Raw genomic sequence first — 10,814 nt, forward strand, 5'->3', positions numbered from 1 at the left:
CAACCAATCCGGAGCGCAACACAATGACCCCACAAGACCTCGACGCAGTGACATTCCTGACTGCCCAGCACCGCGACATGGAAGACTTGTTCAGCCAGGTCGCCGACGCCGAGGAGGACGCGCGGAAGAAGGCGCTGTTCATGCAGGTGGCGGACCAGCTGACTGTCCACATCAAGGCGGAGGAGGAAATCTTCTACCCGGCCGTCCACCGCGCGCGCACCGAGGACGACTTGCTGGAATCGCTGGAAGAGCACCTGTCGCTCAAGCGGCTGCTGGCCGACCTGATCGGGCTCGAACCATCGGAGAAGTCGTTCGAAGCGAAATTCAAGGTACTCAAGGAGCAGGCAGAGCATCATCACAAGGAAGAGGAAGAACATCTGTTCCCTGCGGTCCTCAAGCTCCTCGACCAGGCGCAGCGCATCGCGCTCGGCGACGAAATGCGCGTGCGGCAGGCCAGCCTGACCCGGCTGGGCGAGCCGCATGAAGCCGTCGCCGATGAAACCGAAGCGGCCGCGCCGCTGCAGCCCCAGCGCAGCGGCCCCCTCTCTGCGGGAGCGCGATGAAACGCATTGCTTTCCTCCTCGCTGCGGCCATGTGCGTCAGCACATACGCGGCAGCGCAGAGCGGCACGGCGAAGATCCCGGAGTCCACGACAAAGGCACCACCCCGCGTGGACAAGACACCAACCGATCCCGGTGCAGTGGTGACGCCGCCGCATACCGGAACGGAAGAAATCGTCAAGACGCCCAACAAGGCGGTCGATCCGAAGATCGACGATGCGACAACGGACATCGACCGCCGGAACCGGAAGAAGTCGGAGCAAAAGAGCGCACGATAAGCCCCCGGCGATTCCTCCCACCACACTCGACAGAGCACACCATGGCTACTCTACACGGCATCCTCACCGAACTCGGCATTGAAAATCCCGTCATGCATCCTGACCGCGAGGAAGGACATGAAACCGGCTGGATGGTGGACGAACAATTCGAGCCGATCATCGGCAAGACCTACCAGATCGCATTCGGCCGCATCCCCTTCGGACGCGAGATGCGCAACGTGATCCGCACGGTACGCATCGACGGGCCCGAGCCGGAACAGTGGTTCGACGTCGACGAAGAGCGGCGCCTGGAAAAGGGCCTGAACCTGAACTCGATCAAGGCCTTCCGCAGGATCGCCTGACGCAACATGGCGGGCTGGATTCTGGCGGCGGCACTGCTCCTGCCGGTATCGTCGGGATTGACCGCGGCACTCCCCGTGCCGGCCGGGCATGCGCAGCGCGACGGCGACGAGGAAGACGACACGCCGCGCGACATCCTGCGCGACGTGGAACGTTACGTCCATCACTGGCCGAAGCGCCATTACGAAATCGAACGCATCGATTTCATGAGCGCCGACCCGCACTCGGACCGGCTCTTCGTCAGCTACACCATCGACTTCGAAGTCGCACGCGGCACGCGCAGCGTGCGCGGCAAGGCAAGCTATGGAGCGGTCATCAAGGACATTGCCGGCGAACCCAAGGTCGAATCGATCAAGGAAAAAGTGCAGACGCGCAGCTCGGGATCAAACGACTAAACCGGCGCGGCGCTATCATGGGGCGGTCAACCCGAAGGAAAGGAAAGGTATGAGCCCGCACCGGCTGTCCTTCACGCAGATCCCCCGATGCCTGGTCGCCGCGGCATTGCTATGCGGCATGAGCCTCCCGGCCGCAGCGCAAATCCGTTCCGAAACGGTCGCCAAGAACCTGGAACATCCCTGGGGACTGACCTTTCTCGACAACGGACGCATGCTTGTCACCGAACGCCCCGGGCGCATGCGCGTGGTGCAGCCGAACGGCGACGCCGGCGCGCCGCTCGAAGGCTTGCCGAAGATCGACGTCGGCGGCCAGGGCGGCCTGCTCGATGTGCTGGCCGACAGCGCGTTCGCGCTCAACCGCACTATTTACTTCTGCTATTCCGAACCGGCCGAATCCGGCTCGGGCAATTCGACCGCGTTGGCCTCGGCGCGGCTGTCGGACGACGCGAAGCGGCTCGATCAGGTCAAGGTCATCTTCAGCCAGAAGCCGAAGTACGGCAGCAACGCCCACTTCGGCTGCCGCATCGTCGAGAGCGGCGACGGCACGCTCTTCCTCACGCTCGGCGACCGCTTCCGCCGCATGGAGGATGCGCAGAAGCTCGACAACCACCACGGCAAGATCGTCCGCATCAACAAGGATGGTTCCGTCCCCAAGGACAATCCCTTCGCCGGCCGCAGCGGCGCGCTGCCGGAAATCTGGAGTTACGGCCACCGCAACGCGCAGGGCGCCGCGCTGGCACCGGACGGCAAGCTGTGGATGAACGAGCATGGACCGCAGGGCGGCGACGAGGTCAACCGCGCCGACGCGGGCAGGAATTACGGATGGCCGGTGATCTCGTACGGCGAACACTACGGCGGCGGCAAGGTCGGCGAAGGCAACACGAAGGCCGGCATGGAGCAGCCGTTGCATTACTGGACGCCGTCGATCGCGCCCTCCGGCATGGCATTCCTCAGGAGCGACAAGTACGGCAAGGACTGGCAGGGGAGTCTGTTCGTCGGCGCGCTCAAGTTCCGCTATCTCGCGCGGCTGGAAGTGAAGGACGGCAAGGTGGCGAAGGAAGAGAAACTGCTGGAGAACCTGGGGAAGCGCATCCGGGATGTGAAGGAAGGGCCGGACGGGTTGCTGTATCTGCTGACGGATGAGTCGCGGGGGGAGATCCTGCGATTGCGGCCGCGGTAGGACTACTGCCCCGATTCACTTCCCGACGTGCGCCAGAACCCTCTCTTTCGACACCAGCCCGGAATGCGCAACCGCCTTCCCGTCGGCGCCGAACCAATAGCTGCGCGGAAGCTCGCCACGCCATTTCGGATCGATCGCATAGCGCAGCTGCTCCGGCGGCGACGAGCCGAAGGCCCAGGCATTCCCGGTCATCCGGTAAGCGGCAAGCTTCCCGGCGATCAGCTTGACCGACTCGCCATCGTCCGCGGGGTCGGTTGCAATCGTCACCACATCGAGGCCATGCTTTCTCTTCGCCTCGGTCAGCGCCTCAAAGCTCTGTGCGCAATAAGCGCAATCGAGAGACCAGACCATGACGACGAAAGGCTTGCCGGCCTTGCTCGCCACGATCTGCCTGAAGGACTCCGGCCCGAAGACGTGGATCGCCTCCGCAGCATGAACGGCGCCCATGCTCGACAATGCAATCGCCGCTGCCGCCAGGAGCCGGTTCATCCTTTTTTCCTTTCCACGGGGATGACCCGGATTCCTTCGTTCTGCGTGCGCCAGATGAGGACGATGCGATCGGCAGACTTGACCAGGTAAGGACTGTCGGAGTTTGCCGTCGTCCGGCCTGCTTCCTTTTCCGTCCACGATTTCCCGCCGTCGTCCGATTGTTTCAGCACGACCGCTGTCGACTGGCCATCAAATACCTTCCAGACGATCGCGACCTGATCCTCGTGCGTGATGAGGTCGGGATGGGAAGTCTGGCCGCTGCCGAGCGCCGAGGGGACACGCGCATCTTCCGCCGCGTACAACGTGCTGCTGGCGACACCTTCCTTCCCGGTGAACCAGACCTGGTGCCGCTTGCCGTCATTCCCGAAAGCGAGCGACGGTCCATGGTGCGGGCATGCATCCACCATCCAGTCGTCGAAGGTGACACGCTTTATTTCCGATGCTGCGCCATTCGGCCCGAGTTCCGCCATCGCATGGTCGCGGATATTGGGCGCGAAGATGTGGCGCCACATCGCCACCGGCTTGCCATCCTGGTTCAAGGACAAGCCGATACGGCAGCATTCGCAGGCATGATCGGCCACCTTGTAGTCGCCAGCAAAGGACTCGCCCTGATCGCTCGATACAGCGTAGTACACGGCCGAGCCGGCATAGCGTTCGTTTTGCTGCTTCGCTTGCGTGGCGCCACGGCCGTCGATCCAGGCGATGTAGAGCTTGCCGTCGGGGGCCACGGCCATCGATTCGAAACTGTGAACAATGTGGTCGCGGTTCGCATGCACCGTCACCGGGGCAGAAAATGACTTGCCGCCATCCAGCGAACGGACGAAGCGGATATTCCCGATATGCGGCCTGGCGATGGTGCTGGTATAGGAAATGTAAAGCTCGCCCTTCTTGCCGATGGCGATATGCGGACGGGCCTCGCCATTTGCCGCGACCGGCTCGGGCGTCTTCTGGATGCGCTGGCCCGGCGTCCATGTCTTGCCCATATCCGCCGAGCTGCGCAGGACGACATACTGGTCTGTATTCTCGGATTCCTTGGTGACGACCCAGAGGCGTCCGTCGTTGTCGAATGCGGCAGCGGTGCCGAGGTCGCGTGCAGCGGATGCAGGTGCGGCATTGCCGTGCGCGTGCTTGTCCTGCGCCATGGCTGAAGGCGTGGCCAGGTGCGACATGCCCATGCAGAGTGCCGCGACGAAGAGAAAAGGTGGCCTGCGCCTGGTATGCATGCGTTTTCCGGAAATGAATGTCATCAACGAGGCGCTTCCGTCACGAACGCAATCCGTATGATGCCGACGCGCTTGCGCCAGCACCGTCGATTGCTGCAGCGTACGTCCGATGAATTCGCTGGCATCGACCCCGGGGCCGGTCCTGCCGGCCGATTTTTCTTCCCATGCCCTGGCCGCCAGCACCGCATCTGTCGCCACCAGTGCGAAAACGCCTGACCGGTCCGTCCTCCGGATCGCATCCAGTGCCTGCGCCCGCGAATCCGCATCCCAAAACGATTGCATGGCAAGCGAAATCGAATGGCGGTTGCGGAAGTGGCCGATGGCCTTGCCGATGATGATGGTCCAGCTGGCCACCGACATGAGCAGCATCACGATGGCCACCGCATGCGTCACCGCATCGCCTTGGGCCCAGAAATGGGCGAGTCCGAATTTGTCTTGCATGCCGATTCCGATCACATATCAAATTTCAGTTCCGCAACGAAGGTGCGCTGCGGATACGGGTGGAAGGCCCAGTACTTGTCATTGTTGAGGTTGTCGATGCCGAACGCGGCGCTCCACTGCTTGGCGATCTGGTAGCGGACGCGCACATCCGTCACGAAATACTTGCTGAAGCCGAGATAGCTGAAACCGTTGGTATCGCTGTTGTCGAGCTGGCCGTACTGCGTGCTGCTGTAGCGTGCGCCCAGGGAGTAGGCCCAGCGGGCATCGGGCTTGTAGGTGGCCAGTGCGCTGGCGCGCCACTTCGGCACGCGCGGCTGCCGCTTGCCCACGCTCGCCGGGAAGCCGGCATTGGCCGTGATGACCGAATCGGCATAGGTGAGGCTGCCTGACAATTCCAGCCCCCGGACAGCGACGTCGGCAGCCATGAATGCCAGCTCGAGACCGTTGGTGCGGATCCTGTCGACGTTTTGCACCGTGCTGACGGTCGCCGACAGCGGCTGCGAGTACAGCGCGTCGCGCGTACGCTCGAAGAACAGGGTCGCGCGCAGAAGTCCGTTATCCAGGGCCTTCTCTGCGGTGAGTTCGGTGGTCCAGGATTTTTCCGGTTTCAGATCGGGGTTGGTATTGATGATCGTATTGCCGGTGATCGAGCCTTGATACAGTTCGCTCACGGTCGGCATGCGCACCGCGCGGCCGGTCGATGCCTTGAGCACCCAGTCCGGCGTTGCCTGGAAGGCGATCGCGGCTTTCGGCGAGAAATGGTTCTCGTCACGCTCCGTGCCGAACGGCACGATGCTCGCGGCATTGCCCAGTTCGCCGCCCCATGCGCGCCACATTTCATAGCGGCCGCCCAGGGTCGTTTTCCAGTCCTGCGCGAATTGCCAGGTGTCCTGCGCGTACATGCCGAGCAGGCGGGCATTGCCGTTGAAGGCGGAGAAACGGGAGGTCGGACCGCCATTGATCCAGTCCGGCGTGTTGCTGACCAGGTTGCGCAGCTTGTATGCCTCCTGCTGCACGCCGAAATCCACCACATGCGCACCGACGCCTTTGTCGGTCCCGGTCGGGCGCCAGGTGCCGCGCAGGCTCAGGGTATTCCAGCCGGTGCCGTCCATGTCGGTGATGCGTCCCGCGCCGCCATTGAACGCTGCCGGCAGCACTGCGGTCGGCGCGCGGGCGATATCGTTGTGGTAGTCGTACAGGCTGGCGGCAACTTCCCAGTCGAATACGCCCTTGGTGTTGGTCTTCACCGACACGCCATGCATCACATGCTCGATCTCGTTCCGGCTCGGCGCAAACGCGAGGCTGGGCGTATTCAGGTTGTACTGACGGCCGCCGATCACGACATTGCCCGAATAGACAGGGTTGCCGGCGCTGTCGCGCAGGTAGCTTTCGACGCCGCCGTCCGTGCTGTTGCGCCACAGGCCGAGCGTGTAGCTCGCGCGCATGGTGGGAGAAAAGTCGTAGGCAAGCTTCAGCTTCGCATGGTCCTGCACCGTGTGGTACCTGGTTGCCGTGCCCAGGATCCACCAATCGCGCTCCTGATGGTTCTTCGATGCGATGGCGCCGGTCACCACGGGTGTTCCGGCCGTGGGTGCGGCACCGTCGGACACCAGCCTGTTCGCAATCACCATCGGGTGGCCGGTGCTGTCCAGCCGGTTGACGTTGAACCACCAGGACAACGCGCCGCTGCGGTTGCCGGCCGATACGCTCGCCTGCTTCGCGGCGTCACGCTCGCTGGTGCCGTACAGGTCGAAGTTCTGGCTCGCATAGGTGAGCTTGGCATGCGCCTCGAACTGCGTCGGCATGCGCGTCACGTAATCGACGACCGCACCGACGGAGTTTCCCGGATATGCGGCCGAGAACGGGCCATACAGCACGTCGACGCGCTCGATTTCTTCCGGCGTCACCAGTCCCCAGCGCGGCGTAAAGGCCGCGCCATTGCCGAGGAAGTTGGACAGCAGCACGCCGTCTGCATACACCATGGAGCGGGCGCTGTTGCCGGTGCCGGAGGCGCGCGTCGACAGTACCGCGTGGTTATAGTCGCCGATGTATCGCTTGCGCACGACCAGGCTTGGCATGTACTTCAGCGCGTCCTGGCTGTCGGTCGCATTGATCGTTTCCTCGATCTGCTTGCCGGTGATGCCTTCGATCGTGGTCGGGATCTGTGTCGGCAGCGAAGTCGGCTGGCCGCCGGTGACGGTGACGGTTCCAAGCGTCTTGACCGGGCCCTCCGCAGCCTGCTGCGCAAATGCGCCCGTTGACAGCGCGCAAAGGAGGGCGGCGTAAAGCGGCGTGTAACTGAACTTCATTGTTTTGATCCCTGAGTTGAATTCATTCTTTAGCTGTCCAGCCGGAAGACGATCGGCACGACGACGTTTGCGGCGATGGCTTCCGCGCCTTGACGCGCGGGCACGAAGCGCCATTGCTGCACGGTCCTGATCGCGACCTCGTCCAGGCGCGCAAATCCGCTCCCTTGCTGGATTTGCACGCGCTCCGCTTCGCCCTTTGCCGTCACGCGCACGAGCAGCAGGATGGTTCCTTCCTCGCGCAGGCGCTTCGATACCGCGGGGTAGGCTGGCGCCGGGTTTTGCAGGTAGTCCGCATCGAACCGCGCCGGTGTCGCGACCGCTGCCGATGCTGCGGGAGGAGGAGACGGTTGCGCAGCGGGCGCGTCTTGCTTGACGGGCGCGGCGTATTGGGACGCAACGGTGAACGGCGTCGGACCCGGTGCGCTCTGCGGCGCGGCGGCGAGTACCTGGCGCGGCGCGGGCGCGGGGCGAACCGCCGCTGGCTTTGGCTGGACAGCCGGCTTGGGTGCGGCGGCAACTGTTTTGGGAGGCTCTGTGCGCATGGGCTGCGGCGCAGGCGGCGTCGCTTCGATCATGCGCACCTGCATGGGCATCGGCGGCGCGACCGTTGCCGGCGCGGGCGACAATTGCATCAGCCAGGCGAGCAATCCAATGTGCATCCCGAGCACTGCCGCGAGCTTGAATGCACGCGCGCCTGCGGACTCGCGTGGTTCTTGCAGGTCAGACAATGTGGCGGTAGTCACTCAATGCTCGCAGGGGTTGATATTCGGCGCATTCCCGGATTCTTCTGGAAAGGATAGAGAAGTCCGTGCATTCGCGGAATGCGACAAAATGTCGCACCCGGCTAATCCGCTTGCCTCCGGTCTATATAATCACCGCATGCAATTGCCCTCGAAACTCAAACCCTTGCCGCAGCACGAAGCGCTCGGCCGCCTGACCTGGATGCGCCTGATTGCGGTGACCGTCGAGGCATTCGGCGTCATGATCGCGGCGCAATGGCTGGAAGTGCACTTGCCGGTGGAGCCCGTGTTCTTCGTGCTGGGACTCCTGACGGCATTCAACACATGGACCTGGTGGCGCATGCAAAAACCGGAACCGGTCGGCGATGCGGGGCTGTTTGTCCAGCTCTTCGTCGATATCGCCGCCTTGTCCGTGCTGCTGTACCTGACCGGCGGCGCCACCAATCCCTTTGTCTCTTTCTACCTGCCGGCGCTGGCCGTGGCGGCAGCGATCCTGCCGTGGGGATATGCGCTGCTGCTGGCTGTTTTCTCCCTGGCCGCCTATTCGGCCATGATGTCCAACTATGTGCCGCTGCACGTGATGGACCATGAGATGGCGATGAGCTACCACCTGGTGGGCATGTGGGCGAATTTTGCGCTTTCCGCGGGCCTGATCACCTGGTTCGTCGGCCGGCGTTCGCGCACGTTGCGGGAAAAGGATGCACAGTTGGCATTGGCCCGCGAACAGCACCTCAAGAACGAGCAGATGATTGCGCTGGGCACCCAGGCAGCGAGCGCGGCGCACGAAATGGGCACGCCGCTGTCGACCATTGCCCTGATTGCGGGAGACCTGAAGCATGACTTTGCGCAACAGGCGGAACTGGCGATGTATCGCGAAGACATCGCGACGATCGAGCAGCAAATTGCGCTGTGCAAGGCATCCCTCGACCGGATGACGGTCACGGCGAACAAGGATGCCGTATCTCCCGGCGCACCCGTTGTGCTGACGCCGTGGCTGACGCAATTCATCGAGACATGGCGTTTGCGGTGTCCCGCCATCCAGCTGAAACTGTCCGCGCCGGCGGGCACTGCGCAAATACGCAATGAGCATGACCTCGGCAGGATCCTGCTGATCCTGCTCGACAACGCCGCGCATGCGGCAAGCGTGACGAATACCGGGATCGGCGTGTTTCTCTCCGTAGAAGGCAATGCTGCCGCAATCCGGGTCGAAGACCAGGGGCCGGGCATTCCCCCTGAGTTGTTGAGACGACTGGGCGCAGAACAGGTCAAGAGCGGGTCCGGCGGGCAGGGGCTGGGCCTGATGCTGGCGTTTGCCACGGCACGCCAGATGGGCGCGGCCATCAAGCTCTCATCCAGGCCGGGCACCGGCACGACCGCAACCGTTACCGTCCCCTTGCATGAAGCCTAAATTACTCCTTCTTGACGATGACGACGTCTTTTCCGCCACGCTGGCGCGTTCGCTCGGACGGCGCGGCGTGGAGGCGACCGTGGTATCGACCGGTGAAGAGGCGCTGCACGCCGCATCTCAAATCGTTTTCGATTACGCAACGATCGACCTGCATCTGGCAAGCGACTCCGGTTTGCAATGGATCGCACCGATTCGCAAGGCATTGCCCCATGCGCGCCTGCTCGTGTTGACGGGCTACGCGAGCATTGCCACCACGGTCCAGGCAATCAAGCTGGGGGCGGACGACTACCTGGCCAAGCCGGTGAATGTCGATTCGATCCTGTCCGCCTTGCAGTTCAATGCAGAAACAGCGCCGGTGACGTCCGCTCCCGAAGAGTTCGCACCATTGACCGTCGACCGGCTGGAATGGGAACACATCCAGCGCGTGCTGGCCGAACACCAGGGCAACATTTCGTCGACCGCGCGCGCGTTGAACATGCATCGCCGCACATTGCAGCGAAAGCTCACCAAAAAGCCGGTCGGGAAGTAGCGCCGGAAATTGGTTAATTGCGCGAACCATCCATCAGGACGTGGGGAAAAAAGCAACCACACTCCCACGTTTCCTTGACCCCAATCATTTCCCTGCGGAAACAACGGGAATAAGCTTCAGTCATGCCCTTCGAGCAGAAGAGGCGGCCTGGCCGGAAAAACAACAAGGGGAGACGACGGCACAGGCTAAAAGTAGCGCGCCTCGCGACGTGCACGAGCAACAAGAAGGAACATATATGTGCCCGACGAACCTCATGGCCTCCCTGGCCCCCGCCGCCCTCCTGGCAGGCTCGGATTCTGCCTATTACCCTGTTTCGAATTTCCTGGTCGTCGACGACATATCCAGCATGCGCCGCGTCATCGGCAGCCTGCTGAAAGACCAGTTGCGCAATGTCAGGATTTCCGAGGCCGCGGATGGCAAGAGCGCGCTGCAGATGCTCAAGACCGCGGAAGCGGAGGGGAAGCCGTTCGATTTCGTCGTGACGGACTGCCACATGCCGCATATGAGCGGGATCGACCTGCTGCGCGCCATCCGCGAAGAAAAATCGCTGCAACACCTGCCGGTCCTGCTCGTGACCGCCGAAGCGACGAAGGAAATGATCCTCCAGGCCGCCAAGGCAGGTGCCGATGGCTACATCGTCAAACCGTTCAATGCCGACACGCTGCGGACCAAGCTCCAGCAGATCATGTCGAAACGGTCACGCAGCCGCGCAACCGCAACGACGGTCGTTGCGGCTGCCGCCTAATGGGGACGATGCACCGACCTGCCGGAGGCCGCGCGCCGGGCGACCCGGGATTGCACCTTGCGCCAGACGTAACCAGCCAGCGCCATCAAGATCATTTTTCGCATGACATGCCTCCTGTCGACAGACTTCGCATGATTTTATGACTGGCAGCGCCGGGTCCGGTTCCGGTCGGGAAGCG

The 10,814-nt window shown here is 63.0% G+C and carries 12 protein-coding genes; 8 read left to right on the forward strand and 4 right to left on the reverse strand.

Annotation, left to right across the window (positions count from 1 at the left end; genetic code table 11):
* Positions 1-23 precede the first annotated feature (23 nt).
* From AC3WOY_RS12200 to AC3WOY_RS12220, 5 genes are all read left to right on the forward strand, one after another.
* Positions 24-563: a hemerythrin domain-containing protein gene (locus AC3WOY_RS12200; RefSeq protein ID WP_492424073.1), complete on the forward strand. Its 540-nt coding sequence runs from the start codon at positions 24-26 to the stop codon at positions 561-563.
* Entirely contained in the window at positions 560-838 is a 279-nt protein-coding gene (locus AC3WOY_RS12205; RefSeq protein ID WP_492424075.1) for a hypothetical protein, read from the forward strand. Before AC3WOY_RS12200 ends, AC3WOY_RS12205 begins: the two co-directional genes overlap by 4 nt.
* Before the next feature lie 41 nt (positions 839-879).
* Positions 880-1,179, forward strand: a complete 300-nt coding sequence (locus tag AC3WOY_RS12210; protein WP_492424077.1) for a hypothetical protein — start codon at positions 880-882, stop codon at positions 1,177-1,179.
* A gap of 6 nt (positions 1,180-1,185) precedes the next feature.
* A complete protein-coding gene (locus AC3WOY_RS12215; RefSeq protein ID WP_492424079.1) occupies positions 1,186-1,572 on the forward strand; it encodes a hypothetical protein in 387 nt (128 codons plus the stop codon).
* A gap of 118 nt (positions 1,573-1,690) precedes the next feature.
* On the forward strand, positions 1,691-2,752 hold the full coding sequence (locus AC3WOY_RS12220; RefSeq protein ID WP_492429283.1) for a PQQ-dependent sugar dehydrogenase: 1,062 nt from the start codon (positions 1,691-1,693) through the stop codon (positions 2,750-2,752).
* Between the two features lie 15 nt (positions 2,753-2,767).
* Here AC3WOY_RS12220 and AC3WOY_RS12225 read toward each other — a convergent pair whose 3' ends face one another.
* The 4 genes from AC3WOY_RS12225 to AC3WOY_RS12240 are packed head-to-tail and all read right to left on the reverse strand — an operon-like array spanning position 2,768 to position 7,957.
* Positions 2,768-3,241 (reverse strand): TlpA family protein disulfide reductase, encoded by a 474-nt coding sequence (locus tag AC3WOY_RS12225; protein ID WP_492424081.1) that lies wholly within the window; start codon positions 3,239-3,241, stop codon positions 2,768-2,770.
* Positions 3,238-4,905, reverse strand: coding sequence for an exo-alpha-sialidase (locus tag AC3WOY_RS12230; protein ID WP_492424083.1), 1,668 nt, complete (start codon positions 4,903-4,905; stop codon positions 3,238-3,240). Before AC3WOY_RS12230 ends, AC3WOY_RS12225 begins: the two co-directional genes overlap by 4 nt.
* Positions 4,906-4,916: 11 nt before the next feature.
* Positions 4,917-7,214: a TonB-dependent receptor gene (locus AC3WOY_RS12235; protein ID WP_492424085.1), complete on the reverse strand. Its 2,298-nt coding sequence runs from the start codon at positions 7,212-7,214 to the stop codon at positions 4,917-4,919.
* 29 nt (positions 7,215-7,243) lie between these two features.
* Entirely contained in the window at positions 7,244-7,957 is a 714-nt protein-coding gene (locus AC3WOY_RS12240; protein ID WP_492424087.1) for an energy transducer TonB, read from the reverse strand.
* Positions 7,958-8,093: 136 nt separating this feature from the next.
* Between AC3WOY_RS12240 and AC3WOY_RS12245 the strand changes: the two genes are divergently transcribed.
* The 3 genes from AC3WOY_RS12245 (at position 8,094) to AC3WOY_RS12255 (ending at position 10,636) form a co-directional block, all read left to right on the forward strand.
* Entirely contained in the window at positions 8,094-9,362 is a 1,269-nt protein-coding gene (locus AC3WOY_RS12245; RefSeq protein WP_492424089.1) for an ATP-binding protein, read from the forward strand.
* Entirely contained in the window at positions 9,352-9,891 is a 540-nt protein-coding gene (locus AC3WOY_RS12250; RefSeq protein WP_492424091.1) for a response regulator transcription factor, read from the forward strand. The genes AC3WOY_RS12245 and AC3WOY_RS12250 overlap by 11 nt, the downstream gene beginning before the upstream one ends.
* 235 nt (positions 9,892-10,126) lie before the next feature.
* The gene (locus AC3WOY_RS12255; protein ID WP_492424093.1) at positions 10,127-10,636 is read left to right on the forward strand and encodes a response regulator; all 510 of its coding nucleotides are present in this window, start codon (positions 10,127-10,129) and stop codon (positions 10,634-10,636) included.
* Positions 10,637-10,814: the final 178 nt, after the last annotated feature.

Source organism: Noviherbaspirillum sp. FW303-A3 (assembly GCF_058788695.1).

What these genes read in the sequence shown, in the direction of transcription:
- AC3WOY_RS12250 (WP_492424091.1), top strand. Translation starts at nt 9,352, where the DNA reads ATGAAGCCTAAATTACTCCTTCTTGACGATGACGACGTCTTTTCCGCC.
- AC3WOY_RS12225 (WP_492424081.1), bottom strand. Translation starts at nt 3,241, where the DNA reads ATGAACCGGCTCCTGGCGGCAGCGGCGATTGCATTGTCGAGCATGGGC.
- AC3WOY_RS12245 (WP_492424089.1), top strand. Translation starts at nt 8,094, where the DNA reads ATGCAATTGCCCTCGAAACTCAAACCCTTGCCGCAGCACGAAGCGCTC.
- AC3WOY_RS12215 (WP_492424079.1), top strand. Translation starts at nt 1,186, where the DNA reads ATGGCGGGCTGGATTCTGGCGGCGGCACTGCTCCTGCCGGTATCGTCG.
- AC3WOY_RS12220 (WP_492429283.1), top strand. Translation starts at nt 1,691, where the DNA reads ATGAGCCTCCCGGCCGCAGCGCAAATCCGTTCCGAAACGGTCGCCAAG.
- AC3WOY_RS12235 (WP_492424085.1), bottom strand. Translation starts at nt 7,214, where the DNA reads ATGAAGTTCAGTTACACGCCGCTTTACGCCGCCCTCCTTTGCGCGCTG.
- AC3WOY_RS12210 (WP_492424077.1), top strand. Translation starts at nt 880, where the DNA reads ATGGCTACTCTACACGGCATCCTCACCGAACTCGGCATTGAAAATCCC.
- AC3WOY_RS12205 (WP_492424075.1), top strand. Translation starts at nt 560, where the DNA reads ATGAAACGCATTGCTTTCCTCCTCGCTGCGGCCATGTGCGTCAGCACA.
- AC3WOY_RS12230 (WP_492424083.1), bottom strand. Translation starts at nt 4,905, where the DNA reads ATGCAAGACAAATTCGGACTCGCCCATTTCTGGGCCCAAGGCGATGCG.
- AC3WOY_RS12200 (WP_492424073.1), top strand. Translation starts at nt 24, where the DNA reads ATGACCCCACAAGACCTCGACGCAGTGACATTCCTGACTGCCCAGCAC.
- AC3WOY_RS12255 (WP_492424093.1), top strand. Translation starts at nt 10,127, where the DNA reads ATGTGCCCGACGAACCTCATGGCCTCCCTGGCCCCCGCCGCCCTCCTG.